27 protein-coding genes are annotated in these 24,554 nt (G+C 58.2%); 19 read left to right on the top strand and 8 right to left on the bottom strand.

What is annotated here, in order from left to right; all coding sequences use genetic code 11:
* Window positions 1-20 precede the first annotated feature (20 nt).
* Together WBK19_RS20100 and WBK19_RS20095 are read left to right on the top strand one after the other, a co-directional pair.
* Window positions 21-1,160: a response regulator gene (locus WBK19_RS20100; RefSeq protein ID WP_511292844.1), complete on the top strand. Its 1,140-nt coding sequence runs from the start codon at window positions 21-23 to the stop codon at window positions 1,158-1,160.
* 63 nt (window positions 1,161-1,223) lie between these two features.
* Window positions 1,224-2,060 carry an SIR2 family NAD-dependent protein deacylase gene (locus WBK19_RS20095; RefSeq protein WP_511292843.1) on the top strand — a complete coding sequence of 279 codons (837 nt, stop codon included), beginning with the start codon at window positions 1,224-1,226 and terminating at the stop codon, window positions 2,058-2,060.
* A 5-nt stretch (window positions 2,061-2,065) separates the two neighbouring features.
* On the opposite strand, the gene dtd is transcribed toward WBK19_RS20095, so the two are convergent.
* Window positions 2,066-2,686 carry a D-aminoacyl-tRNA deacylase gene (dtd, locus tag WBK19_RS20090; protein ID WP_511292842.1) on the bottom strand — a complete coding sequence of 207 codons (621 nt, stop codon included), beginning with the start codon at window positions 2,684-2,686 and terminating at the stop codon, window positions 2,066-2,068.
* On the opposite strand from dtd, the gene nrtS reads away from it, so the two are divergent.
* The gene (nrtS, locus tag WBK19_RS20085) at window positions 2,613-2,795 is read left to right on the top strand and encodes a nitrate/nitrite transporter NrtS (protein ID WP_511292841.1); all 183 of its coding nucleotides are present in this window, start codon (window positions 2,613-2,615) and stop codon (window positions 2,793-2,795) included. The two genes, dtd and nrtS, sit on opposite strands and share 74 nt — an antisense overlap.
* 114 nt (window positions 2,796-2,909) lie before the next feature.
* Here nrtS and gyrB read toward each other — a convergent pair whose 3' ends face one another.
* From gyrB to dnaA, 3 genes are all read right to left on the bottom strand, one after another.
* Window positions 2,910-5,399 (bottom strand): DNA topoisomerase (ATP-hydrolyzing) subunit B, encoded by a 2,490-nt coding sequence (gene gyrB / locus WBK19_RS20080; RefSeq protein WP_511292840.1) that lies wholly within the window; start codon window positions 5,397-5,399, stop codon window positions 2,910-2,912.
* A 73-nt stretch (window positions 5,400-5,472) separates the two neighbouring features.
* Window positions 5,473-6,579 carry a DNA polymerase III subunit beta gene (dnaN, locus tag WBK19_RS20075; RefSeq protein ID WP_511292839.1) on the bottom strand — a complete coding sequence of 369 codons (1,107 nt, stop codon included), beginning with the start codon at window positions 6,577-6,579 and terminating at the stop codon, window positions 5,473-5,475.
* A gap of 209 nt (window positions 6,580-6,788) precedes the next feature.
* Window positions 6,789-8,180: a chromosomal replication initiator protein DnaA gene (gene dnaA, locus WBK19_RS20070; protein WP_511292838.1), complete on the bottom strand. Its 1,392-nt coding sequence runs from the start codon at window positions 8,178-8,180 to the stop codon at window positions 6,789-6,791.
* 235 nt (window positions 8,181-8,415) lie between these two features.
* Between dnaA and rpmH the strand changes: the two genes are divergently transcribed.
* From rpmH to WBK19_RS19990, 16 genes are all read left to right on the top strand, one after another.
* Window positions 8,416-8,550, top strand: a complete 135-nt coding sequence (rpmH, locus tag WBK19_RS20065) for a 50S ribosomal protein L34 (RefSeq protein ID WP_011289924.1) — start codon at window positions 8,416-8,418, stop codon at window positions 8,548-8,550.
* A 17-nt stretch (window positions 8,551-8,567) separates the two neighbouring features.
* On the top strand, window positions 8,568-8,936 hold the full coding sequence (gene rnpA, locus WBK19_RS20060) for a ribonuclease P protein component (protein ID WP_226496684.1): 369 nt from the start codon (window positions 8,568-8,570) through the stop codon (window positions 8,934-8,936).
* Window positions 8,936-9,145 carry a membrane protein insertion efficiency factor YidD gene (yidD, locus tag WBK19_RS20055; RefSeq protein WP_511292837.1) on the top strand — a complete coding sequence of 70 codons (210 nt, stop codon included), beginning with the start codon at window positions 8,936-8,938 and terminating at the stop codon, window positions 9,143-9,145. Before rnpA ends, yidD begins: the two co-directional genes overlap by 1 nt.
* Window positions 9,146-9,171: 26 nt before the next feature.
* Window positions 9,172-10,818, top strand: coding sequence for a membrane protein insertase YidC (gene yidC, locus WBK19_RS20050; RefSeq protein WP_511292836.1), 1,647 nt, complete (start codon window positions 9,172-9,174; stop codon window positions 10,816-10,818).
* Window positions 10,819-10,821: 3 nt separating this feature from the next.
* Entirely contained in the window at window positions 10,822-12,180 is a 1,359-nt protein-coding gene (gene mnmE, locus WBK19_RS20045) for a tRNA uridine-5-carboxymethylaminomethyl(34) synthesis GTPase MnmE (RefSeq protein WP_511292835.1), read from the top strand.
* A 25-nt stretch (window positions 12,181-12,205) separates the two neighbouring features.
* On the top strand, window positions 12,206-12,589 hold the full coding sequence (locus tag WBK19_RS20040) for a hypothetical protein (protein ID WP_511292834.1): 384 nt from the start codon (window positions 12,206-12,208) through the stop codon (window positions 12,587-12,589).
* 409 nt (window positions 12,590-12,998) lie between these two features.
* Window positions 12,999-13,775 (top strand): sulfite exporter TauE/SafE family protein, encoded by a 777-nt coding sequence (locus WBK19_RS20035; RefSeq protein WP_511292833.1) that lies wholly within the window; start codon window positions 12,999-13,001, stop codon window positions 13,773-13,775.
* A gap of 70 nt (window positions 13,776-13,845) precedes the next feature.
* Window positions 13,846-15,492: a B12-binding domain-containing radical SAM protein gene (locus WBK19_RS20030; protein ID WP_511292832.1), complete on the top strand. Its 1,647-nt coding sequence runs from the start codon at window positions 13,846-13,848 to the stop codon at window positions 15,490-15,492.
* Between the two features lie 38 nt (window positions 15,493-15,530).
* Window positions 15,531-16,169 carry a hypothetical protein gene (locus tag WBK19_RS20025; RefSeq protein WP_511292831.1) on the top strand — a complete coding sequence of 213 codons (639 nt, stop codon included), beginning with the start codon at window positions 15,531-15,533 and terminating at the stop codon, window positions 16,167-16,169.
* Between the two features lie 36 nt (window positions 16,170-16,205).
* Entirely contained in the window at window positions 16,206-17,540 is a 1,335-nt protein-coding gene (locus WBK19_RS20020; protein WP_511292830.1) for an NAD(P)/FAD-dependent oxidoreductase, read from the top strand.
* Window positions 17,540-18,544, top strand: a complete 1,005-nt coding sequence (locus WBK19_RS20015) for a chorismate transformation FkbO/Hyg5 family protein (RefSeq protein ID WP_511292829.1) — start codon at window positions 17,540-17,542, stop codon at window positions 18,542-18,544. Before WBK19_RS20020 ends, WBK19_RS20015 begins: the two co-directional genes overlap by 1 nt.
* Before the next feature lie 5 nt (window positions 18,545-18,549).
* Window positions 18,550-19,392: a MipA/OmpV family protein gene (locus WBK19_RS20010; RefSeq protein WP_511292828.1), complete on the top strand. Its 843-nt coding sequence runs from the start codon at window positions 18,550-18,552 to the stop codon at window positions 19,390-19,392.
* The gene (locus WBK19_RS20005) at window positions 19,385-20,167 is read left to right on the top strand and encodes a lysophospholipid acyltransferase family protein (protein ID WP_511292827.1); all 783 of its coding nucleotides are present in this window, start codon (window positions 19,385-19,387) and stop codon (window positions 20,165-20,167) included. The genes WBK19_RS20010 and WBK19_RS20005 overlap by 8 nt, the downstream gene beginning before the upstream one ends.
* A gap of 23 nt (window positions 20,168-20,190) precedes the next feature.
* A complete protein-coding gene (locus tag WBK19_RS20000; protein ID WP_511292826.1) occupies window positions 20,191-20,946 on the top strand; it encodes a glycosyltransferase family 2 protein in 756 nt (251 codons plus the stop codon).
* On the top strand, window positions 20,943-22,142 hold the full coding sequence (locus tag WBK19_RS19995) for a cation:proton antiporter (protein WP_511292825.1): 1,200 nt from the start codon (window positions 20,943-20,945) through the stop codon (window positions 22,140-22,142). The genes WBK19_RS20000 and WBK19_RS19995 overlap by 4 nt, the downstream gene beginning before the upstream one ends.
* 10 nt (window positions 22,143-22,152) lie before the next feature.
* Window positions 22,153-22,470 carry a thioredoxin family protein gene (locus WBK19_RS19990; RefSeq protein ID WP_511292824.1) on the top strand — a complete coding sequence of 106 codons (318 nt, stop codon included), beginning with the start codon at window positions 22,153-22,155 and terminating at the stop codon, window positions 22,468-22,470.
* Between the two features lie 5 nt (window positions 22,471-22,475).
* On the opposite strand, the gene WBK19_RS19985 is transcribed toward WBK19_RS19990, so the two are convergent.
* The 4 genes from WBK19_RS19985 to WBK19_RS19970 form a co-directional block, all read right to left on the bottom strand.
* The gene (locus tag WBK19_RS19985) at window positions 22,476-22,730 is read right to left on the bottom strand and encodes a hypothetical protein (RefSeq protein ID WP_511292823.1); all 255 of its coding nucleotides are present in this window, start codon (window positions 22,728-22,730) and stop codon (window positions 22,476-22,478) included.
* A 52-nt stretch (window positions 22,731-22,782) separates the two neighbouring features.
* Window positions 22,783-23,220, bottom strand: a complete 438-nt coding sequence (locus WBK19_RS19980; protein ID WP_511292822.1) for a hypothetical protein — start codon at window positions 23,218-23,220, stop codon at window positions 22,783-22,785.
* A gap of 93 nt (window positions 23,221-23,313) precedes the next feature.
* Window positions 23,314-24,033: a 3-oxoacyl-ACP reductase FabG gene (gene fabG / locus WBK19_RS19975; RefSeq protein ID WP_511292821.1), complete on the bottom strand. Its 720-nt coding sequence runs from the start codon at window positions 24,031-24,033 to the stop codon at window positions 23,314-23,316.
* Window positions 24,034-24,077: 44 nt separating this feature from the next.
* Window positions 24,078-24,536 carry a hotdog family protein gene (locus tag WBK19_RS19970; RefSeq protein WP_511292820.1) on the bottom strand — a complete coding sequence of 153 codons (459 nt, stop codon included), beginning with the start codon at window positions 24,534-24,536 and terminating at the stop codon, window positions 24,078-24,080.
* Window positions 24,537-24,554: the final 18 nt, after the last annotated feature.

Below are 24,554 nucleotides of genomic sequence, written 5' to 3'. Positions count from 1 at the left end.
CCTGACGAGAACCATAAATCATGTCCCCCCTGCTCCCCAAACAATGCATCCTGGTCGTCGACGACAGCCCGGAAAACATCGATCTGCTCAGCGAATTGCTGCGTGACGACTATCGAATCCGCATCGCCACCTCGGGCGAGAAGGCGCTCAAGATCGTCTATTCCGACGAGCCGCCCGACCTCATCCTGCTCGATATCATGATGCCCGGCCTGAGCGGCCTGGAAATCTGCCGACGCCTCAAATCGAACCCCGACCGTCGGCGCATCCCGATCATTTTCGTCACCGCCATGACCAGCGTCGAGGACGAACAGCGCGGCCTGGAAACCGGTGCCGTCGATTACATCACCAAGCCGATCAGCCCACCCATCGTCAAAGCCCGCGTGCGCACCCATCTGGCCCTCTACGACCAGTCGCGCGAACTTGAGCGCATGGTTCGCCAGCGCACCCATGAGCTGCTGACGACGCGCCAGCAGATCATCCGCCGTCTTGGCCGGGCTGCCGAGTTCAAGGACAACGAGACCGGCAATCACGTCCTGCGCATGAGCCACTACGCCCGCATCATCGCCATTGCCCACGGCCTCGGCGAAGAGGCAGCGAACATCATCTTCAACACGGCGCCGATGCACGACATCGGCAAAATCGGCATTCCCGACGCCATCCTGCTCAAGCCGGCGAAACTCGATGCCGCAGAATGGGATGTCATGCACCAGCACCCGATCATGGGTGCCGAAATCATCGGCAAGCACGACAACGAACTGCTCGAAACCTCCCGCATCATCGCCCTGACCCACCACGAAAAGTGGGATGGCAGCGGCTACCCGCAGCAATTGGCGGGCGAGAACATCCCGCTGGAAGGCCGGATTGTCGCCATCGCCGACGTCTTCGATGCGCTGGTTTCGGTGCGCCCGTACAAGAAGGCGGTGCCGGTCGAGGAAGCCTTGCAATACCTCTACGAACAATCCGGCAAGCATTTCGACCCGCAGCTGATCGACGCTTTCCGGCGGGCCATACCGGAAGTTCTCCGCATCAAGGAAATCTACGCCGACGAACACGGCGCCCTCACCGATCTGGAGTTCCAGATCAACGAGATTTTTCATCACCAGGACGATCCAGCGGGCTACCCGGGCGTGCTGTCGAGTACCGAAGGCGGTCTGGACTGAGGCTGGACGATTTCAAATTTCGGCCTTTTTCCCGGTTGACCGTGGAATCGGGCGGAGAAACCCGTGCCTGACCGGCAACAGGCCCGAAACCTTTCCCGGGCGGCCGAATGGCTGCGTCAGGCCGACGGCCTGCTGATCACCGCCGGCGCCGGCATGGGCATCGACTCCGGCCTGCCCGACTTTCGCGGGCCGGGTGGCTTCTGGTCAGTCTACCCGGCGCTCGGCAGGGCCAGAATCGCCTTCGAATCGATCGCCAACCCGGCTGCCTTCGAAACCGACCCGCGCCTCGCCTGGGGTTTCTACGGCCATCGCCTGGTCCTCTACCGAAAAACCATGCCACACGCCGGCTTCGCGAGGCTCCTCGCCCTGGCGAAAGACATGCGGCACGGCATCCGCGCCTTTACCAGCAATGTCGATGGCCAGTTCCAGAAAGCCGATTTCGCTTCCGATCAGGTCTGCGAAATCCATGGCTCCATCCATCACCTGCAATGCGCGGCCAGTTGCGGCGAACAAATCTGGCCGGCCGACGACTTTGATCCCGAAATCGACGCCGCCAACTGCCGTCTGCTCAACGAATTACCCCATTGCCCGCACTGCGGCGCCCTGGCTCGGCCCAACATCCTGATGTTCGGCGACTGGGGTTGGGTCGAGCGACGGACGACGCTGCAATACCAGCGTCTGCAACAGTGGCTGGCGACGACGGCGCGTCTCGTTTGCATCGAAATCGGCGCCGGGAAGAACATCCCCACCGTCCGCCATTTTTCCGAAGATAGCGGCGGCAAGCTCATCCGCATCAACCCCGGCGAGCCGGAAGTGCCCGACACGGCAAACGGCATCGGGCTAGCCATCGGCGGCCTCGCCGGCATCAACCACCTGCACGCGGCCGTTGCCAGCGCCTGAAGCGCCTACTCTGGCGCCCTGGAGTCGATGCTCAGCGTGACCGGCCCGTCGTTGATCAGGCTGACCTCCATCTCGGCCCCAAATACCCCGGTCGGCACCGGCTTGCCGAGCTCCGCCGACAACCGTGCGACAAACTGCTCGAACAGCGGCTGTGAAACATCACCGCGCGCCGCCCGGCTCCATGACGGCCGATTGCCCTTTTTCACCGAGGCATAAAGCGTGAATTGCGAGACGGCAAGAATCTCCCCGCCCGCCTCGACGACGCTGCGGTTCATTACCCCGTTCTCATCACCAAATAGCCGCAGGCGAACGATCTTGCCGGCCATCCAGTCCAGATCGGCTGCGCAGTCAGACTCTTCAAACCCGGCCAGCACCAGCAAGCCCGATTCTATTTTTCCGCAAATTTTCCGGTTGACCGTGACACTGGCTTCCTTGACCCGCTGAATGACTACCCGCATACCGAATTCCTTGTCAAAATGAACCAAACGCCCCGCCAACTCCCCCAAAGCCGCAATGAACGACGTCCTCTGCACCGCGCTCACCCGCCCCATAGTGACCAACGCCATTCGCATCGCGCTCGTCGTCGGCAGCGTGCTGAACCTCATAAACCAGGGCGAGGCACTCATTTCATGGTCCGGAATTTCCTGGCCCCACGTCGCCCTCAATTTCGTGGTCCCCTATTGCGTCGCGAGCTATAGCGCGGCCAAAAACCAGTTGAACAACAGCAAGAAATAAGCCGAACTGACGCCTCATAGATACCGCGTTCAAGCAATCCCGATAAAGACGAAAGGCCCCGGATAGGGGCCTTTCCTTGCTCAGAATAGCGGGAAATTTCCAGCTATCTTGAAATCAAATATCGACCCGCGCGCTCAAGGCGTTGGTTTCGATGAATGCCCGACGCGGCTCGACATCTTCGCCCATCAGCGTGGTGAAGATCTCGTCAGCAGCAATCGCGTCGTCGATCTGCACGCGCAGCAGGCGGCGGACTTTCGGGTCCATCGTCGTTTCCCACAGTTGCGACGGGTTCATCTCGCCCAAGCCTTTGTAGCGCTGCTTGCTGATGCCGCGCTCGACTTCGTTGAGCAGCCACTTCATGGCGTCGCCGAAGTTGGTGACCACCTGCTTCTTCTCGCCGCGGGCCATGATGGCGCCAGCGCCGAACATGTCGGCCAGCGTCTCGGCCGTCCGGCGCAACTGGATGAAGTCACCCGACAGCAGGAGATCTTCATCGATCAGGCCGACTTTGAGGTTGCCGTGGTGCATGCGCTCGACGCGCAATATCCAGCGTTCCTGAATATCGTCGTACTTTGGCACCATGCGGGTGCTGGGTGGAATGAAGGCAGCTATCCGTTCGCCACTGGCGCGGGCGTTTTCCTCGTTCGACAAGTCGACCGCGATGTTGTGACGAACGATGGACTGGAGCACTTCCGGATTGATCAGGTGCGACAGACGATCGATGACCGCTTCGGTGGCCAGCCACGAGCGGGCCAGACCTTCGAGCGCCGGTCCGGTAATCGGCTCAGCGTCGACACGCGGCGTCAGGACAGCTTCGTCGAGCGCCATGTTGAGCAGGAACTGGTTGTATTCGAGGTCGTCCTTGAGGTAGCGCTCGGTCTTGCCGTGCTTGACCTTGTAGAGCGGCGGCTGGGCGATATAGACGTAGCCGCGGTCAATCAGCTCGGGCATCTGGCGATAGAGCAGCGTCAGCAGCAGGGTACGGATGTGCGCGCCGTCAACGTCCGCGTCAGTCATGATGATGATGCGGTGGTAGCGCAGCTTTTCGACGTTGAAATCGTCCTTGCCGATGCCGGTGCCGAGGGCGGTGATCAGCGTGACGATCTGTTCGGACGAAATCAGCTTGTCGAAACGGGCCTTTTCGACGTTGAGCACCTTGCCGCGCAACGGCAGGATGGCCTGGAACTTCCGGTCGCGGCCCTGCTTGGCGGAGCCACCGGCGGAGTCGCCCTCGACGATGTAGATTTCGCACAGCGCCGGATCTTTTTCCTGGCAGTCAGCCAGCTTGCCGGGCAGGCCAACACCGTCGAGAACGCCCTTGCGCCGCGTCATTTCACGGGCGCGACGGGCCGCTTCACGGGCCCGGGAGGCTTCTACGATCTTGCCGCAAATCATCTTGGCATCGACCGGACGCTCAAGCAGGAAATCAGCGAGCTTCTGGGCGACGACTTCTTCAACCGCCGCACGGGCTTCAGAGGAAACCAGCTTCATCTTCGTCTGCGAGGCGAACTTCGGATCGGGCATCTTGACCGACAGCACGCAGGCCAGGCCTTCGCGCATGTCGTCACCGGCGATATCGACCTTGGCCTTCTTGGCGATCTCGTTTTCGTCGATGTACTTGTTGATGACGCGGGTCATCGCGGCGCGCAGGCCGGTCAGGTGGGTGCCGCCGTCCGACTGCGGAATGTTGTTGGTGAAGCAGAGCACCTGTTCCTGGTAGGAATCGTTCCACTGCATCGCCACTTCGACACCGATGGTGATGGCGGAATCGGCAGCGCCCTGGCCCACCTTGGCGTCGCCAGCCGAGTAGAAAATGTTCGGATGCAGGACCGATTTGCTGCGGTTGATGTACTCGACGAAGCTCTGCACGCCACCGGCAAAGGCAAAGAGTTCTTCCTTGCCAACGCGCTGGTCGACCAGCTTGATGGAAACGCCGTTGTTCAGGAAAGACAGTTCGCGCAGGCGCTTGGCGAGGATTTCGTAATGGAATTCAATGTGCCCGAAAATTTCGTCATCGGCCATGAAGTGAACTTCAGTACCGCGCTTTTCGGTATCACCGAGCACTTTCATCGGTGAAATTTCGAAACCGTCGCGGACCTCGATGCAACGATCAACCGGCACCCCACGGCAGAACTCCATGAAGTGCTTCTTGCCATCGCGGCGGATGGTCAGGCGCAGGGACTTGGACAGCGCATTGACGCAGGAAACGCCAACACCGTGCAAACCACCGGACACTTTGTAGGAGTTCTGGTTGAACTTGCCGCCAGCGTGTAGTTCGGTCAGCGCAATTTCGGCGGCCGAACGCTTCGGCTCGTGTTTGTCGTCCATCTTGACGCCGGTCGGGATGCCCCGGCCGTTGTCGATGACGGAAATCGAGTTGTCGGTATGAATGGTGACGATGATGTCGTTGCAATGGCCGGCCAGCGCTTCGTCGATCGAGTTGTCGACGACTTCGAAGACCAGATGGTGCAGACCGGAGCCATCGGAGGTGTCGCCGATGTACATGCCGGGGCGCTTGCGGACAGCCTCCAGGCCTTCGAGGATCTGGATGCTGGCTTCGCCATAAGCGGGCGACTCGGATTGCGGGACGTTCTCTTCACTCATTGTTTTGGTTCCACGTGAAACTGCAAAAGGCCTGCCCGGCTGGGCAGGCCTTCTTGGGTTATTGCTCGGGCTATCAGATACGCATCGGCATCACGACGTACTTGAAGCGGTCGTTGCCGGGGACAGTGATCAGCGCGCTGGAATTGGCGTCGTTGAAACTCCACTGAATTTCTTCAGTGTGGATGTTGTTGAGGACATCGAGCAGATAACCGACGTTGAAGCCGACATCGATGACATCGCCGGTGTAGTCGACTTCGATCTCTTCGACGGCCTCTTCCTGCTCGGCATTGGCGGCGATCAGCTTCAGGCTGTTTTCGCCCAGAACGACGCGAACGCCACGGAATTTTTCGTTGGTCAGAATGGCGGCGCGCTGCATGGCCTGCATCAGCGTCTGACGGCCAACCTTCATGTGGTTCTTCAGGGTGGCCGGAACGACGCGCTCGTAATCCGGGAACTTGCCGTCGATCAGCTTGGACACCAGCACCACGGAACCGAAAGCAAAGCGTACCTGATTGGGCGTCAGCGTGATGTTCAAGGCATCGTCGTTGTCGAGCAACAGACGATTCAATTCGAGCACGGTCTTGCGCGGCAGGATCATTTCCTGGCGCGGCAGATCGGTATCAATCTCGACGCTGGCGTAGGCCAGGCGGTGACCGTCGGTTGCCACGGCACGCAGTTCCTTGCCTTCGACCAGCAAGAGCAGGCCGTTCAGGTAATAACGCACATCCTGCGCTGCCATCGAATACTGGGTCTTGCTGATCAATTGGCGGAAAGCTTTTTGAGAAATCGAGAACTGCTTGGTTTCGCCTTCATTCACCGTCATGCGCGGGAAATCGTCGGCTGGCAGGGTCTGCAGGCTGAACCGGCTCTTGCCGCCGCGCACCAGCAGGCGCTTGTCTTCGAGAACCAGACTGACTTCAGTGGTATCGGGCAGCGAGCGCAGGATTTCCTGCAGCTTGCGTGCACCGACCGTTACGGCGCCATCGCCATCGCCGCCAGCACCTTCGGTACTCGTGGTGATCTGGATTTCGATGTCGGTGGCCAGCAAGGTCAGGCGATCACCCTTCTTTTCCAGCAAGACGTTGGACAGTATAGGCAGCGTATGACGACGCTCGACAATTCCCGATACCGACTGCAGCGGGGCCAGAAGCGTGTCTCTTTGGGTTTTGATAAGAACCATAAATTAAATTCCTAAGTAGACTATATCGGGAACAATTCTGTGAATAACTGAAAAATATTGTTTAATTTCAGGTGATTGAATCAAGTTTTACGATCTGCGAAAACGACTGGATTGCCTGTGGGTGAAATCCGGACAATTTTCCCACAAAGTGGGTAATTCCATATGATCCACAATTCATACACAGCTTTTCCACAGACTTATCGACAACCTCACCCTTTCAATACCTGCAACAACACATGCAGGTCGTGGTTGAGTTCATTTTCCTTGAGGCGCAGGGCATCGATGGTCTTGACGGCATGAATGACCGTCGTGTGATCGCGGCCGCCAAAGGCATCGCCGATTTCAGGAAAACTGTGTGAAGTCACTTCCCGACAGAGCCACATCGCGACCTGACGCGGCCGGGCAATGGCGCGGGTACGCTTTTTCGAGAACAACTCGGCGACTTTCATCTTGTAATAGTCGGCAACGGTCTTCTGGATATTGTCGATGCCAACGTTACGGGCCGAACCGATGACGTCCTTGAGCGCTTCCTTGGTCAGGTCGAGCGCAATGGCCCGGCCATGGAAAGAGGAGTAGGCCAGAACCTTCTTCAATGCGCCTTCAAGTTCGCGCACATTGGAACGCAAATGCTTGGCAATGAAGAATGGGACTTCATCATCGAGATGAATACCTTCCGCTTCCGCCTTCTTTTTCAGGATGGCGACGCGCATTTCCAGTTCCGGCGGCTCGATCTGGACCGTCAGGCCCCAGTCGAAGCGCGTGACCAGACGATCATCGAGCCCGTTGATATCCTTGGGATAGGTGTCGCAGGTGATGATGATCTGCTTGCGGGCTTCGATCAGCGCATTGAACAGGAAGAAAAACTCTTCCTGCGAGCGGTTCTTGCCATTGAAGAACTGGACATCGTCAAGCAGCAGCACATCGAGCGAACGGTACGTGCGCTTGAAAGTGTCGAAGGACTTTTGCTGGTAGGCGCGCACAACGTCCGAGTAGTAATCCTCGGCATGAACATAGCGGACAATCTTTTCCGGGTTTTCAGCGACGATGGCGTTGCCGATGGCGTGAATCAGGTGAGTCTTGCCGAGGCCGGCACCGCCGTAGATAAACAGCGGGTTGTAGGCGCCACCGGGATTATTGGCTACCTGAACGGCCGCCGCACGCGCCAGATCATTGGCCTTGCCGACAACCAGATTGTCGAAGGTGAAGGACTGAAACAGACGGGATTTTTCGTAATTTCCGCTCTTGGCGCGTGGTTTCTCGGGCGCCGATGCCTTCTTTTCGCTTCCTGAACTTGGTTTGGCGGGTGATTTTTCGCCCGAATCGCCACCGGTTTCAACGCGGTTCGCTGTTTTTCCACTGCCAATGACCAGTGCGATGCTGACCGGGCCGGAGAAAAAGCTCCGGCTGTATTCTTCAATACGGGTCAAGTAGCGGTCACGTACCCATTTCAAAATGAAAGTATTCGGTGCGATAAGACGCAGGCCGTCGTCCAGAGCCGTGGTTTCGCCTTCGAGCCGCAAGGGCCTGATCCAGGTGTTGAATTGCTGCGCGGGCAATTCCTGCTCGAAGCGCTGCAAACAGGATTCCCAGAAACCGGCCATTGACGAAAACACTCCTCCCCGCGCATTCGATTTTGACCTCGATGGCGGTTATTAGATACTTGATTTAAAAACCGTTTTTTGATTTAGCTGATGACCGGACGGAGACCAGCAAAGGCAAGATTCTACCCGCCATCCGGGAAGTTATCCACAGCTTTGGAAAATAATTGATCTTGACAAAGCACCTTCAAACAAGGTGTAATCACGCGTTTTTCTTCGCACATCAAGGGATAACAACATGAAACGCACGTATCAACCGTCGGTCGTGCGCCGCAAGCGCACCCATGGCTTCCTGGTCCGTATGCGCACCAAGGGTGGCCGTGCAGTCATTGCTGCTCGCCGCGCCAAGGGTCGCACGCGTCTGGCCGTATAAACCGGACGTTCGGCGAGGTGGAACAAACCTTCGCCCGACGCTATCGCCTGACAAAAACGGATGAGTTCTCATCCGTTTTTGGTTTCAGGAGGGCAATTCGAGGCAAGCTGCTGATGCTGCATTATCAGCCACGTCCCGAAGGAAATACCGAAGCACGTCTGGGTCTTGTTGTCGCTAAAAAACTGCTCAAACGGGCGGTCGACCGCAACAAGGTCAAGCGCGTGGTTCGCGAGCAGTTCCGTCTGCGGCTGGCAGGCTTGCCGCCTGTCGATCTGGTGATCCGGCTGGCAGCAAAACCGGCACCGCTCGACGGCAAGTTGCTGGCCGAAGATTTCCTCGCCCTGCTGAATAAACTGCAACGGCCTCGGCCGAAGCGGGAAGATTGATGAAGTACCTGTTGATTGCTCTGATTCGCGTCTATCAATACGCGATCAGTCCGTTTCTCGGGCGCAACTGCCGACATGAGCCGAGTTGCTCGGCCTATATGGTAGAAGCTGTACAGAAATATGGCGCCTTCCGGGGTGGCTGGCTGGGCTTGAAAAGAGTCAGCCGTTGCCACCCATGGCATCCTGGTGGGTATGATCCTGTACCCTGATTCAAGAATTCTTTTGTAGGTTGTTCATGGATACTCGACGCCTGATACTGGTTATGATCTTCACTTTCTCGAGCTTCATGCTCTGGGAAAATTGGCAGAAATACAACCAGCCGAAGCCGACCGCCGATGCGGTAGCAACAACCCCTGCTGGCAGCGCTGCCCCAACGCCGTCTGCTTCACTGCAGGCCAAGGCATCTCCCATCACCCCTGCAGTTTCAGCACCGGTTTCTTCCGCCGAGACTTTTACGGTGACCACCGATCTGCTGAAGGCAACCATTTCCGCCCAGGGTGGCGATGTGGTCGGTCTTGAACTCCTGAAGTACAAAGAACATGACAACAAGGACAAGACCTTTGTCCTGTTCGACCCGGCACATCAGTATTTGGCCCAGGCCGGCCTGATTGGCGAAGGTTTGCCGACGCATCGCTCGGTATTCAAGCGTGTCGAAGGTGCAACGACGCTGGCTGATGGTGCAAACGAGCTGAAACTGCGTCTGGAATCGACGGATCAGAACGGTATAAAGGTTGCCAAGATCCTGACCTTCAAGCGTGGCTCCTATCTGGTTGATATTGCCTGGGAAATTGCCAATGGCAGCGACAAGGCCATCGCCCCGCACGCCTATTACCAGTTGCAGCGCGATGACGTGGCGCCGGCTGGCGAAACCAAGATGGTTTCGACCTTTACCGGTCCGGCTGTTTATACCGATGCGGAGAAGTATCAGAAGATCGATTTTGGCCATATCGCCGACAACAAGGCCAAGTTTGCCAAGACGGCTGACAACGGCTGGCTGGCCATGGTCCAGCATTACTTCGTGGCCGCCTGGGTGCCAAAGGAAAAGACCCAGCGCGAGTTCTACATGCGCAAGGTTGAAGGCAGCAACGTCTTCCAGACTGGCGTCATTGTGCCGGTTGCCGAAATTGCGCCGGGTGCCAAAGGCGAAACTTCGGTCAGCCTGTATGCTGGTCCGCAGGAACAGTCGGCCCTCAAGGAAGTGGCGACCGGGCTTGATCTGGTCGTCGACTACGGCTGGTTGACGGTGGTTGCAGCGCCAATTTTCTGGGCGCTCGAAGCGATCCACAAGCTGGTTGGCAACTGGGGCTGGGCAATTGTCATTCTGACCATCATTATCAAGGCCATTTTCTTCCCGTTGTCGGCTGCTTCCTACCGTTCAATGGCCAAGATGAAGTTGCTTACGCCGCGTCTGATGCAGTTGAAAGAGCGTTTCGGCGACGACAAGCAGCGCCTGAACCAGGAAATGATGAAGATGTACCAGACGGAGAAGGTCAATCCACTTGGTGGCTGCCTGCCTATTCTGGTCCAGATCCCGGTCTTCATCTCTCTTTACTGGGTACTGCTCGGTGCGGTCGAAATGCGCGATGCACCGTGGATTCTGTGGATAAAGGATCTGGCTTCGGCCGACCCGTACTACATCCTGCCGGTCATAATGATGGTTTCGATGTTCATCCAGACCAAACTTAACCCGACACCACCGGACCCGATCCAGGCCAAGGTTATGATGGCCATGCCGCTCATCTTCGGTTTCATGTTCTTCTGGTTCCCCGCTGGTCTGGTGCTCTACTGGGTCGTCAACAATGTGCTCTCCATTGCTCAGCAGTGGCAGATCACGCGGCTGATCGATGCTGGCGGCAAGGCTGCCAACGATGCGAAAGCCTAAGGTGTGACTGGTGTAAAACCTGCGGATACCATCGCCGCCATCGCTACGGCCCCGGGCCGTGGTGGTGTCGGCGTCATCCGCGTATCGGGCAGCAATTTGCTGCCCTTTGCTTTTGCACTGACCGGAAAATCGCCCAAACCGCGCTACGCAACATTGGCTGATTTCAAGGCCGCCGATGATTCCACGGTCGACAGCGGAATATTGCTGTTTTTCCCGAATCCCCAATCGTTTACTGGCGAAGACGTTCTTGAGTTGCAAGGCCACGGTGGCCCGGTCGTCATGCAGATGCTGCTCAGCCGCTGTCTCGATCTCGGGGCAAGGCTGGCCGAACCCGGTGAATTCAGCCGGCGTGCCTTCCTGAACGGCAAGATGGACCTGACCCAGGCCGAAGCCGTCGCCGATCTTATTGATGCCGCCACGACGAGCGCAGCCCGCTCTGCGGTGCGTTCGTTGCAAGGCGAGTTCTCGCGGGCCATCGGCCAACTCAACGATGAACTGATCAACCTCCGCATGCTGGTTGAGGCGACGCTCGATTTCCCGGAAGAGGACATCGATTTCCTCAAAGCGGCCAACGCCTTTGGTCGTCTGGAAACCTTGCAGCTCAAGCTAGCCGAGATTTTCGACCGGGCCGGCCAGGGAAAACTACTGCAATCCGGTCTGCATGTCGTACTGGCCGGGCAACCCAACGTTGGCAAGTCCTCGCTACTCAACCGGCTGGCTGGCGATGATCTGGCCATCGTCACGCCGATTGCTGGCACCACCCGCGATGCCTTACGGTCGACCATTCAAATCGAAGGTATTCCGTTACACATCATTGATACAGCCGGGCTTCGCGAGACCGAAGACGAGGTTGAAAAGATCGGCATTGCTCGCAGTTGGAAGGAAATAGAACGTGCCGATGCGGTCCTCTTGCTGGTTGATGCAAGAACTGGCGTCACCGCTGCCGACAAGGAAATACTTTCCCGTCTGCCGGAGCGCCTGAAACGGGTCACCATTTACAACAAGATCGATCTCTCCGGTGCCCAGGCCGAACGACACGATGAGCCGGATACCACGGCAATTTCACTGTCTGCACGTTCTGGTGATGGGATAGATTTGCTGCGCCAGGAGTTGCTGCGCATTGCCGGATGGCATCAGGCGGAAGATGTTTTCATTGCCCGTGAACGCCATCTCCGTGCTTTGTCGGATGCGCAGGAACACATCGCCGCCGCTCGTAATGTTGTCGAAGGCACTTTTCCTGCGCTCGAACTTTTTGCCGAAGAACTCCGTCTGACTCAACAATCCCTGGGCCAGATTACTGGCGAGTTCACCGCCGACGACTTGTTGGGGGTAATTTTCAGCCGGTTCTGCATCGGAAAATAGGCAACAATCACTTCATGACATGCAAATGAATACTCGAAACGTACTCAACCATTGGAAAATCATTCACGCGAAAGCGCCGGAAAATGGTCTGTACCTTGCGTGTATAGAAGGTGAAGTAGCGAGTTCTAACCCCCGCTTCCCGCAAGCGTCGATAATCCGGACTTCATACCTGACAGCTTATGAGATGGAAGCGGAGTCGTTTGTCGTAATCACCGCCCGTCGATCAGAATATGTACTGGGTACCCGAGATCCCTTGGAGTTTCTTACCGAGGATTTTCTGAAAAGCATCTTGCCGGAACGAAAACAGAATTCGTCACCATCAATCTTTGATGGCGCCGGCAGCCAGATCATTGCCTACAACGAGATTGATGGCCTGAATGACCTTCCTTCCGAGTCAGACAAAAATTGAACGGAGCATCGAAATAGCTGGATAACTGCTGCCAGCAGTGATTTTCGAAAATTACCAATTGAAAAACTGACCCGGCCTCGCGCCGGGTTTCGCATTTCTGGAGCGCAGCAATGCCTGCAATCCTTCATTGATAGTGCGTTTTAAGGGTTGTAGATAAACCTGTGTACAAGCTGTCCAGCAATTGTGGGCAAGTTGTCCGTTTTCAAAAAACCAAAAACTATCCGGAATCCATCCACAGGCAAGCCAGTGGGTTACCAAGCGGGACTAAGTACATTCAACTTAATGAAAATAAACCAAAATTTAACGTTATCCACAGACTTGTTGCTAAGTTATTCTCAGTAGTAGGTTTACATATAGTTATTATTTAAAACCCTGTACACCGCACAAACTTGAATCTTGGATCCGCAACTTGGACTTCATCACACCTGAAATAATGGTTCTATTGTTTGCTGCCCTGATGGCTGGCGCTGTTGATGCGGTCGTTGGTGGTGGTGGACTGATTCAGATTCCCGCCCTGTTTGCCGTGCATCCAGGCGAATCGGCTGCGACGCTTTTTGGTACCAACAAATTTGCCAGCGTTTTTGGAACGGCCAACGCTACCTGGCGCTATGCCCGGCAGGTTGTCATGCCGTGGCGGACCATCCTGCCGGCAGCGATAGCAGCGTTTGGCTTTTCCTACATCGGCGCGGCAGTTGTTGCCTGGCTGCCCAAGGATGTAGTTCGGCCACTAATTTTGCTGTTGCTGATCATTGCTGCGGTCTACACGCTAAAACGCAAGAATTTCGGATTGATTCACAAACCATCTCATGCCGGTCATAGAGAGCTGATTTTTGCCGTTCTGCTGGGTGGAATTATTGGTTTTTATGACGGTTTTTTTGGTCCGGGAACCGGAAGCTTTCTTATTTTCCTGTTTGTCCGCTTCTTTGGGTTTGACTTCCTGCATGCCTCGGCCGGCGCCAAGGTGGTCAATGTGGCAACCAATCTCGCTGCCCTTGGTTATTTCCTGCCACACGGCCACGTTTTACCGCTGCTGGCTGTCATGATGGCCGTGGCTAATGTCACGGGGTCGGTGATCGGTACGCGCTTGGCCTTGAAGCATGGCAGTGGTTTCATTCGCCAATTGTTTTTGATCACGGTGGCTGTCTTGATCGTGAAATTTTCCTGGGATACGTTCAGGCTTTTGTAATACTTTTTCCGGAACTGAAGTGCGTCGGCATTTTCTAATAAAATTCAGCCACTTCGTTTGAGGAAAACAGATGCGCGTCACGCTTGTTCACCCTGCCGGCTTCAATTTTGTGCCTGGCCAACCGGATTTTTCCGTTCTGGCCAATCGCATGCCGCCCATCGGCATCATGCAGCTGGCAAGTTGGCTGGAAAAATTTGGTCACAGTGTGCAACTGCACGATTGCCTCGGGCCTTATGCGCCACCGACTACTGCTGAAAATGCCGAAATCGTGCTGGCGACGGATCCGGAAATGGTTGGTTTTTCGGCAACGACTTCAGGCTTCATGGATGCCTTCGAGATTGCCTCCTATATCCGTGAGCGGCGGCCGGAAATCAAGATTGTGTTCGGCAACGTCCATGTCTCTTCATTAGGCGCGCCCATTCTCGAAAAATTTCCGGAAATCGATTATTTGGTCATCGGCGAAGGCGAAGGCGCAATGCTGGAATTGGCCGATGGCAAGCCGCTGGCGTCAATCGGCAACCTGATCTGGCGCAACGAGGCTGGGCGGATCGTCGCCAACCCCCGTCGTGACCGCATCACCAGTCTCGATGAACTGCCCTTTCCGGCTTATGAAAAGCTGGCAGGTTTTCCGCACGCCTATCATTTGCCGCTTTTCGCCTATGAAAAGCGCCACGGCGCGACAATGATCACCTCGCGTGGTTGTCCCTACACCTGCTCATTCTGCGACCGGACCGTTTTCGAGCGGGCCTACAAGACCAATTCGCCACAGTACATCTACGATCACATGAAGTATTTGCGGGACAACTTCGGTGTCTGGCATATCAACATGTACGACGATCTGTTTACGGCGAAGAAACAGCGCGTTCTCGATTTGTGCGAACTGTTGATCGAAAATCCGCTCGGCATGCAATTCAACTGTGCAATTCGCGCCGGCCATACCTCGGATGAAATGCTGGCCAAGCTCAAAAAGGCCGGAGCACTCATGGTGTCGATCGGCATTGAGTCGGCGGATCCGGAAATGATGGAGCGACACAAGGCTGGCGTTACGCTGGAAGCGGTGCGCGAAACCGTGCATTCGATCCACGCCGCCGGTTTGCGTGCCAAGGGCCTGTTCATTTTCGGCATGCCGGGCGAAACACCCGAAACCGTGCGGACAACGAGCGATTTCATCCTGTCGCTCGAACTCGATGAAATGAACATGACCAAGTTCAGCCCGCTGCACGGGGCGCCGATCTGGGACGAGTGCATCAACGATCCGACCGGCGATTTCGTCGAGGACTGGCGCCTCATGAACTGCCTGAATTTTGTCTATCTGCCGGAAGGTTTCACGTCGCGAGAAGAAATGGATGCGCTGTACAACTGGCACGTCAAACGCTTCTATGACAGCAAGGGCTATCGGCGCCGTTTCGCCAAGCGCTTGTGGCAGCATCGCTGGAGCCTGTGGCATGTGCTCAAGCACTTGCCGGAAACCATCGCCGCAGCGCGTTACTTCAGTTCCAACAAGGAGCAACTGGAAAAAGCGGCCCGCGAATTCAAGCTACATCCGCGTCAGCCGCTTGGTCTCAAGCCGCAGCTATCGACCGAACTGCTGATTGACAACATCGTCTCGTTGTCGCCGGTCAAGCTGACACGGCGGGAAGCCGCCAAACAGATTATTCCGCTTGTCTATGAAGCTTCGGCATGCTGTACGCCGTCAGCCGTACAGGCAGCGGTATAATCGCCCGTCTTTCGTCATGGGCATCGGGGAGCACTGACATGAAGGAACATTTCTTTTTTGGCTGTTTTTTCCGGTTGACCGTGGCAACCTGCGTTGTTGTTGCGCTGGGCGCCTGCAAGGGCAACGAAACGAAACCGGAAGACGGCAAGCCAACGGCCGAAGTAAAAAAGGAATCTGCAGTACGCAGCGGTTACGCCTGCTGCAATTTGCATTATTCGGGTGACTGGATCAGCGATTCGAATCTGGCTCAATTGCCCTTTATTCCGGTCGGCACGCCGATCAAGGTTTTGAAGATTGACGGCTACCGCGCCAATATCGACGTTGAAGGCAAGGCCTATCGATTGGGCCATGATTTCGGCCGGGCCGAGGAAACGACCGAACAATGGGTCAGCAAGATGGTCGTGCTCGACGACCCGAAAGTGAAGATGGCCAGGTTTTCGCCGGCTGTGCGCAATGCGATCACCAAGGGTCAGCTCATGAAAGGCATGACCAAGGAACAGGTCATCATGGCGGTCGGTCATCCGCAAACCAATGAAAATCCGCGCCTGGATGGTCCCTACTGGCGCTACTGGTGGTCGAGTTTCGGCCCCTATTACGTGTACTGGGCCAAGGGAAGCGTCAGCAAGATCGACGGCCATTCCGAAACAGTGGGCTACATGACCTACAAAGGCAAATAACTCATCGCCGCCACAGAGAACAAAACAAGGGTTTCAATGATGGAACAAGTGCAGGGAGTGGAGCGAAAGCAGTGCGATGTACTGGTCATCGGTGGCGGGCCGGCCGGTTGTACCGTGGCGCCGATGCTGGCCGAAAAGGGCTACAAGGTGGTGGTGCTGGAAAAGGCACACCACCCGCGTTTTCATATCGGTGAATCCCTGCTGCCGGCCAATCTGCCGCTCTTCGAGCGGATGGGCATTGCCGAGGAAGTAAAGGCCATTGGCATGGTCAAACCAGGCGCCGAGTTCGTTTCGCCGAACCATGAAATGTCATCAGTATTTGTCTTTGCCGATGCCTGGGACAAGTCGATGCCCACCGCCTATCAGGTCAAGCGCGACGAGTTCGATACCATCCTGATCCGCAATGCGGCGAAAAAAGGCGTCGAGGTTCATGAAGGATGCAAAGCGAAGTCTGTCGATTTCCTGCCGGACAACACGGCTACCGTCCGCGCCATGCACGACGATGGTCGGGAAACCGAGTGGCAGGCCCGCTTCGTCGTCGATGCCTCCGGCCGTGATACCTTCCTGGCCAACCGTTTCCAGATCAAGCACCGCAACCCCAAGCACAACAGTTCGGCCATCTACGGCCACTTTACCGGCGCCAAACGCCATGAAGGTCAGGCCGAAGGCAACATCACCATTTTCTGGTTCGAGCACGGCTGGTTCTGGTTCATCCCGATGCAAAACGACATTACCAGCATCGGCATGGTGACCTGGCCGTACTACATGAAAACCAAGGGCGAGCGCAGCCTTGAACAATTCCTGCGTGACGGCTTCGCCCAGTGCCCGAAGCTGACTGAGCGCCTGCAGGACACCAAACTGATCAACGAAATCGAGGCCACCGGCAACTTTTCCTACGTTTCCGAGCGCAATCACGGCAACAACTACGTTATGCTCGGCGACGCCTATGCCTTCATCGACCCGGTGTTCTCCTCCGGTGTGCTGCTCGCCATGAACAGCGGCGTCATCGCCGCCGAGGCCATCGATACCTGTTTGAAGACCCCGGCCAAGGCGCCGGCGGCGCTCAAGAAATTCGATGCGCTGATGAAGCACGGACCAAAGGAATTCTCGTGGTTCATCTATCGTGTGACCAACCCGATCATGCGTGAATTCTTCATGGGACCGCGCAATCTCTTCCGCGCCAAGGAGGCCGTGCTGTCCATGCTGGCCGGCGACATCTTTGGCAAGACTCCGATCTGGTCGTCGATCTTTGCTTTCAAGATGCTCTACTACATCGCCAACATTACCCAGCCGAGGCTCGCCTTCAAGGGCTGGAAACAGCGCCGCTTCAACATTCGCAAGGTCGACGACGCGGTCGTGTACAACGCATAGTGGCGCTCCAGTTCGTTTCCTCGCCGTCTGCTGTTTCACGTGAAACGGGCAGCGAACTCGGTGGTGCCCTGGTTGGCGAGCCGCCCAGCGGTGCCGTCCCGGTCTGGCCGGTGCAACGGGTTTTTGCCCCCCTGCTCGGGGCGACTTCAGCGGCCATTCATGAAACCTGGCTGAGTGATCAGCCGGTCATTGCCGGTCACTGCGAGGGCATCGTATGGCGGCGCACGGATGGTCTGCTTTATGGCGTCATTGAACTCGATGAAGCCGATTTTGCCGCATCGCCGGGTTGTTCGCCCTTGCAGGCGGCCAGCAAGGAGGCCTATCGCCGTATTTTCCGTTTGCTCGATGTTGAAGAGGTGCCGCACCTGTGGCGGGTCTGGAATTATCTGTCGGCGATCAATCTGGAAACCGACGGTCTGGAACGTTACCGCCAGTTCAACATCGGCCGCCAGGATGCCTTCCTCGACTGCGATCGCGGCGCCACCGGCAACGTGCCGGCGGCCTGCGCCATCGGTCTGGCCGGCAGCCCGCTGAGCATCGCTTTCATGGCCGGAGCTTCGCCGGCGGTTCCGCTCGAGAATCCGCGTCAGGTCAGCGCCTACAACTACCCGGCGGATTACGGCCCGCGCAGCCCGACTTTCTCGCGCGGCGCGCTGGTCTACCCACCGGCTCAGGAAATTCTGTTCATTTCGGGCACGGCCAGCATCGTCGGTCATCAGACCGTGGCGTCGGGCGATGTGGCCGGGCAATGCCGCGAATCGATGGCCAATATCTCCGCCGTCGTCGCCGAGGCCAATCGCTTGTGCCGCACCGCGCCGTACGCGCTGACGGATCTTTCCTACCGCGTCTATATCCGTCAGGCCGCCGATTTCCGGGTCATTCGCGAAACGCTGGCGCCGTTGATTGGTCTGGCCGACATTGTCTACATGCAGGCCGATATCTGTCGGCATGATCTGTTGCTGGAAATCGAGGCGATGGCCTCACACTCGCTGGAGGAAGCTTGATGGCCATGGCGAAAAAATTGGGCAAGGGTGCGCTGGCGGCCCTGGGGCTGGTCACTATGGTGAGCAGTGTGCAGGCGGCCGGTGACCAGCCGTTGTGGGAAGTCGGGGCCGGTGTCGCCGCCTTCAGTTTTCCAACCTATCGTGGCTCGGACCAGACCCACAATTTTCTGATGCCGGTGCCCCATTTCACTTACCACGGCGATTTCCTCAAGGCTGACCGCCAGGGTATTCGCGGCAGCTTCTTCGATTCCGACCGGCTCGACCTGACTGTCAGCCTGGCTCTCGCGCCACCGGTCAGCAGCGACGACATCACCGCGCGCGCCGGCATGCCGGACCTAGAAGGAACCTTCGAAATCGGGCCGCAAATGGACGTCACGTTCTGGCGTTCTGAAAACCGCGCCCGTTTCGTCAAATTGTTGCTGCCGCTACGTGCCGCCGTGACAGTCCAGGGGTCACCCAAGGACATCGGCTGGGTCTTCCACCCCAAGCTCAACATGGACATCACCGACATCCCTGGCATGGGTGGCTGGAACCTTGGCATGCTGGCCGGCCCGCTGTTCGGCGACAAGCGCCAGCACGCCTACTACTACACCGTCGCCCCGCAGTACGCGACGGCCGACCGCCCGGCCTACGAGGCCAAGGCAGGTTACGCCGGCATGCAGTATCTCGTCGCGCTGTCCAAGCGCTTCCCGAAATACTGGGTCGGCGGCTTCGTCCGTTACGATAATCTGAGTGGTGCCACCTTCGAGGACAGCCCGCTGGTTCGCCAGAAGGACTATTTCGCTGCCGGCATCGCCGTCACCTGGGTTTTCGGAGAGTCTTCAACCCGCGTCAAGGTCGATGACTGATCGTTCGCGCGCAGGCAATCCCCTGTGGATCGCCTACGAGTACCTTGCCATGCTCGTCGGTCTCGGCGCGCTGGCTGTGCTTTGCCTGATCTGGCTGCCCTGCGCGCTGCTTCTCGATCTCCTGTTGCCTCGGCGTCTCGGTCAAACGGTTGGCCGTGCCACGATTTCATGGGGTTTCCGGCTCTATCTGCGCATTTTGAGTGCATTCTGCGCCTGCCATTTCGACCTCGACGAAATCGACTGTCTGCGTGATCAGGGGCCGCTCATCGTTGCCGCCAACCACCCTTCCCTGCTTGATGCCGTAATGATCGTTTCCCGGCTGCCCAACGCTGTCTGCGTCATGAAGGCGTCGCTCATGGACAACCTGCTGTTCGGCGCTGCTGCCCGGCTGGCGCGCTATATCCGCAACGACGCGGCGCTCGACATGATTCTCGGGGCGCGCGACGAGTTGCAGCAAGGCGCGAATCTGGTCATTTTTCCCGAAGGTTCACGGACGCTCGATTTTCCTTTTGACGCCAGCTCGCCCAGCGTTGGCCTGATCGCCAGCCGCAGCAAGGTCGACGTCCAGACCCTGCTCATCGAATTTTCCACCCCGTATCTCGGCAAGGCCTGGCCACTCTTCCGTCGCCCCGAACTGCCGCTCACCTGCCGGGTCCGCCTCGGCCGCCGCTTTCCGCCGCCAGCCAACATCCAGACTTTTACTGCCGAGCTCGACGCCTATTTCAATTTCGAATTTGGCCAAAATTTCCGGTCGACCGTGGCAATCGCTGCCTGAACCCTGTCCGAACTCTTTTCACCATGTCCGCCGCTTCAAAAACCCATCTGGTCCTGATTCCCAGCTACAACCCCGGTCCCAAGGTCGTTGCCACCGTGCTGGCCGCCCGGGCGCAATGGACGCCGGTGTGGGTCGTGGTCGATGGCAGCACCGATGGCAGCGCCGAAAAGCTGCAGGCGTTGGCCGCCAGCGATGCCGGCCTCAAAGTCATCGTCCTGCCGGAAAATCGTGGCAAGGGCTCGGCCGTGCTCGAAGGCATAACCCAAGCCGCAGCCGCCGGCTTCACCCACGCCCTGACCATGGATTCCGACGGCCAACATCCGGCCGACCTGATCCCCGCCTTCATGGCCGCCTCGCAGGCCGAGCCGGACAGAATGGTGCTCGGCAAGCCGGTGTTCGCCGCCGATGCACCGGCCCTGCGCGTCAATGGCCGCAAGGTCTCGAACGGCTGGGCCAATCTTGAAACGCTGTGGATGGGCATCGGTGATTCGCTCTACGGTTTCCGCGTCTATCCGATCCAGCCGCTCACAAAAATCATGCGCGCCAACCGCTTCATGCGCCGCTTCGATTTCGATCCCGAAGCGGTGGTTCGGCTGTGCTGGGCTGGTGTCCGGCCGCTCAACATCGACGCCCCGGTGCGCTATTTCCGGGCTGATGAGGGCGGCGTTTCGCACTTCAAGTACCTGCGTGACAACACGCTGCTGACGTGGATGCACACCCGCCTCTTCATCGGCTTCGTGCTGCGCCTGCCCCTGCTGATCCTGCGCCGATTGACATGAATACGACCGAAGTCTTCCTGATCGCCATGGCGATTATCTTTACCGTGCCCTACCTGATCTGGCGACTGGGCAACACCGACTATTACGCGCCGCTCGTCGTCGTTCAGATCATCACCGGCATCCTACTCGGGCCGGGCATTCTCGGTCGGGCCTTTCCCGAGTACTACCAGTTCGTCTTCAACCCGACCGTCATCCAGTCGCTGAACGGCATTGCCTGGTGGGCGGTCATGCTTTTCGTGATGATTGCCGGCGTCGAGCTCGATCTCAAGAAAGTCTGGGCCTATCGGCGCGAGAGCGGCATAACGGCCGGCCTGGCACTCGGCACGCCGCTCGCCTTCGGTTGTGCTGCGGCACTGCTGATGCTCGGCTTTGACGGCTGGATTGGCGAGAAAGCGATGACCTGGCAATTCGTCGTCGGCGTCGGCATGGCCTGCGCGGTGACCGCACTGCCCATCCTCATTCTGCTCATGGAAAAGCTCGAAGTCCTGCGCCAGCCCATCGGCCAGCGCATCCTGCGCTACGCCAGCCTCGACGACATTGCGATCTGGGGCGTGCTGGCGCTGATCCTCATGGATTGGGAACGGATCGGCCGGCAGGTCACCTTTCTGCTCGTTTTTGCTGTCGCTGCCTGGTTGTTCCACAAACTGATGGTGCGCATTCCGGCGCGCGACCGCTGGTATGTCGCGCTGATCTGGCTCGCTGTGGTCGCCTTTGGCGCCGACTGGGCCGGCCTGCATTTCATGGTCGGCGCCTTCCTGGCCGGGGCGAGCATGGAAGCCGCCTGGTTCGATCAGGAAAAAATGGACCTGCTGCGCCACCACGTGCTGCTCGTTTTCATGCCGGTCTTCTTCTTGTCCACCGGTCTGCGCACCAACTGGGACGTTGGCGGCACCGCCGTCTTCATTGCCGCCGCCCTGCTGCTGCTTGCCTCGGTCGCCGGCAAATTGATCGGCGTCCGGATCGCCGGCCGCATCCTCAAATGGGCGCCGGGCGAGGCCAGTATCATCGGCTGGCTGCTGCAGACCAAGGCGTTGATCATGATCATTTTCGCCAACATCCTGCTCGACAAGCGGATCATCACCAGCGAGACCTTCACGGCCCTGTTGTTGATGGCTGTGGTCAGCACCATGCTGACCGTGCCGCTGGTCGCTCCGAAGCTGGCGCGCCTGAAATCGTTGATCCTGCGTTCCGCCTGAGGAGACAAGCATGAGCTATGTGGCCAAATACCCGGAAGCGGCACCGGACCGGGCCGAAATCGATGCCCTGCCCGGCGCCCTGCTGATCGAATTTGGTGTCGACTGGTGCCCGCACTGTCAGGGCGCCCAATCCTTCATCGAGGCCGCCTTGCAGGCCACTCCCGATCTTCGCCACATCAAGGTCGAGGACGGCCCGGGCCGTCGACTCGGACGCACGTTTCGCGTCAAGTTATGGCCGACGCTGATCCTCATGCGTGATGGTCAGGAAATCGGCCGTGTCGTCCGGCCGACCAACACTCAGGAAATCAGCGAACTGCTCGCCGGCTGATTCGTTCAGGCCGGCTGGCGGCTTCGCTGCCAGGCATCCAGTTCGGCGCGCTCGATGAAGGTTTCCAGCCGGTTGATATTGCCCGGCAACTGCCGCCCTTCCCATTGCTCGGTCGCCCAGCGTTTCACATTGGCGTGCAATTCGCCATGTTCGATGGCGTGGGCCAGCGCGACTTCAATCTCATGCTGGGCATCCGGTCCGGCGGCCAGTGTTTGCGCCGCGTCGTGCAGGCTCAGACAGCTGTCATTTGGGGGATTCATGGACACCTCCTACAAGGTTTGGGCAGCTTCATTCTAGCCTTGCACAGTAGAGTCACGTGCGCTTCGTTACCTTTTTCGTGGTCCGGTGCCCGGTCTTGATCTGTTCGATGGCCTCAAGCTGGAAACGCAACTTGGTGATGGCGTCGCGCTCGGCGGGCGCCAGTTCGTCCAGCTTGACGTGCTTGATGAGCACCCCTAGCGCGTCGCCGATACAGCCGAGCTGCTTGCCGTAGCTGCCGACTTCATCGAGCACTTCCTGCTCGACTTCCGGGTTGCAGCTGCGCCCGAGGTTGATGTTGACCAGCCCGAGCTGGCTGGTCGCCGAGCCGAAGGTCCATGACCACGGATTGATTGCCTGCGTCACGTCGCCAGACAGGGGCATCTGGAACGATTGCCAGGCGGATAAAGGGTTCTGGAAAAAGTCGAGCGGCGCCGTTGTCAGTGGCTCCGACGATGTTTTGGCGGTAACGCGGGGATAGAAGTCGGGCATGGCGGATTCTCCTTTTCGACGGGTCGAATCCGATCATCCGGTATCGGGCCGAACCATGCAAGATGAATTATTTGTCGTGCCGGAAGGATGGCTTCAGATCATGCCGCCGTTGATCGAGATGACCTGCCCGGAAATATAGGCCGCCCGCTCGGAGGCGAGAAAGGCGACCAGATCAGCCACTTCTTCCGGCTTGCCGGCGCGTTTCATCGGCACGAGATTCTTGATCGCTTCGGCATCGAAGGCGCCTTCGATCATGTCGGTGGCGATGATGCCCGGCGCCACGGCGTTGACCGTGATGCCACGGCTGGCCAGTTCGAGGGCCAGCGACTTGCTGGCGGCATGCAATGCCCCCTTGGCAGCGGAGTAATTGACCTGGCCGCGGTTGCCGGTGATGCCGGCAATCGACGAAATATTGATGATGCGGCCCCAGCGCGTGCGGATCATCGGCATGGTCAGCGGCTGGGTGACATTGAAAAAGCCGTTGAGCGAGACGTCGACAACTGAATGCCATTGCTCGGCACTCATGCCGGGGAAAACGGCGTCGGCGTGGATGCCGGCGTTGTTGACGAGAATCTGGATCGGCCCCGGTTCGAGCAGCTTTTCCAGCGCAGCGGCGGTCGCGGCGCGCTCGGTGACATCGAAAGCCACGGCTTCGGCGCTGCCGCCAGCGGCGATGATCTCGGCGACGACAGCTTCGGCCTTCTCGCGGCTGCGATTGGCATGGACGATGACGTGATGGCCGTCAGCGGCGAGGCGCTTGCAGATCGCAGCGCCGATGCCGCCGCTGCCGCCAGTGACGAGAGCGCGCTTCATGACATTTCCTTTTTGCCCATTATTTCCGGTTGACCGTAGAAGGCTCAGCCCAGCGCCGCAGCGTCGAGGACCACGGCGGCGCGGCCTTCGAGCAGGCAGCGGCCGGCGTGGCTGAGCGAGAACTGGTAGAGAATGTTGTTGTTGTCGCCGGACAGGCGCTCGGCTTGCACGTCGAGTTCGCCCGGCAGGTCGTCGAGACGTGCGACATGCAGGCTGACGCTGCGTACGCTGGTCAGGTAGCCCTGGCGCGGAGATGCGTCGTCGCCGGCAATCAGCGCGCCGTGGATGGCCATGGCCTGCGCGGCGTATTCGATACCGTTAGCCGCACCAAGTCGGCCTTCGGCCCGCAGTGGATTGGCCGGGTCGGCATGGCTGATGGCACGGCAGGTGATCGCCGAGTCGGACCATTCCTTCACCGCATCGAGCAGGCACATGCTGCCCTGATGCGGGATGTGGGCGGCGATCCAGGCGTGGTCGAGTGGCGTGGCCATGCGCAGAATCAAACCGTTTCCCCTTGCCGG

The sequence above is a fragment of the Azonexus sp. genome, assembly GCF_049652925.1.
Taxonomy (GTDB): Bacteria; Pseudomonadota; Gammaproteobacteria; order Burkholderiales; family Rhodocyclaceae; genus Azonexus.
Note: the sequence above shows the minus strand (reverse complement) of the source record. Positions and strands in the feature narration are given on the sequence as shown.

Coding starts and splice junctions, on each gene's coding strand:
- WBK19_RS20100 (WP_511292844.1), top strand. CDS start 21: ATGTCCCCCCTGCTCCCCAAACAATGCATCCTGGTCGTCGACGACAGC.
- dtd (WP_511292842.1), bottom strand. CDS start 2,686: ATGAGTGCCTCGCCCTGGTTTATGAGGTTCAGCACGCTGCCGACGACG.
- gyrB (WP_511292840.1), bottom strand. CDS start 5,399: ATGAGTGAAGAGAACGTCCCGCAATCCGAGTCGCCCGCTTATGGCGAA.
- dnaN (WP_511292839.1), bottom strand. CDS start 6,579: ATGGTTCTTATCAAAACCCAAAGAGACACGCTTCTGGCCCCGCTGCAG.
- dnaA (WP_511292838.1), bottom strand. CDS start 8,180: ATGGCCGGTTTCTGGGAATCCTGTTTGCAGCGCTTCGAGCAGGAATTG.
- rpmH (WP_011289924.1), top strand. CDS start 8,416: ATGAAACGCACGTATCAACCGTCGGTCGTGCGCCGCAAGCGCACCCAT.
- yidD (WP_511292837.1), top strand. CDS start 8,936: ATGAAGTACCTGTTGATTGCTCTGATTCGCGTCTATCAATACGCGATC.
- yidC (WP_511292836.1), top strand. CDS start 9,172: ATGGATACTCGACGCCTGATACTGGTTATGATCTTCACTTTCTCGAGC.
- WBK19_RS20040 (WP_511292834.1), top strand. CDS start 12,206: ATGAATACTCGAAACGTACTCAACCATTGGAAAATCATTCACGCGAAA.
- WBK19_RS20030 (WP_511292832.1), top strand. CDS start 13,846: ATGCGCGTCACGCTTGTTCACCCTGCCGGCTTCAATTTTGTGCCTGGC.
- WBK19_RS20025 (WP_511292831.1), top strand. CDS start 15,531: ATGAAGGAACATTTCTTTTTTGGCTGTTTTTTCCGGTTGACCGTGGCA.
- WBK19_RS20020 (WP_511292830.1), top strand. CDS start 16,206: ATGATGGAACAAGTGCAGGGAGTGGAGCGAAAGCAGTGCGATGTACTG.
- WBK19_RS20010 (WP_511292828.1), top strand. CDS start 18,550: ATGGCGAAAAAATTGGGCAAGGGTGCGCTGGCGGCCCTGGGGCTGGTC.
- WBK19_RS20005 (WP_511292827.1), top strand. CDS start 19,385: ATGACTGATCGTTCGCGCGCAGGCAATCCCCTGTGGATCGCCTACGAG.
- WBK19_RS20000 (WP_511292826.1), top strand. CDS start 20,191: ATGTCCGCCGCTTCAAAAACCCATCTGGTCCTGATTCCCAGCTACAAC.
- WBK19_RS19995 (WP_511292825.1), top strand. CDS start 20,943: ATGAATACGACCGAAGTCTTCCTGATCGCCATGGCGATTATCTTTACC.
- WBK19_RS19990 (WP_511292824.1), top strand. CDS start 22,153: ATGAGCTATGTGGCCAAATACCCGGAAGCGGCACCGGACCGGGCCGAA.
- WBK19_RS19985 (WP_511292823.1), bottom strand. CDS start 22,730: ATGAATCCCCCAAATGACAGCTGTCTGAGCCTGCACGACGCGGCGCAA.
- WBK19_RS19980 (WP_511292822.1), bottom strand. CDS start 23,220: ATGCCCGACTTCTATCCCCGCGTTACCGCCAAAACATCGTCGGAGCCA.
- fabG (WP_511292821.1), bottom strand. CDS start 24,033: ATGAAGCGCGCTCTCGTCACTGGCGGCAGCGGCGGCATCGGCGCTGCG.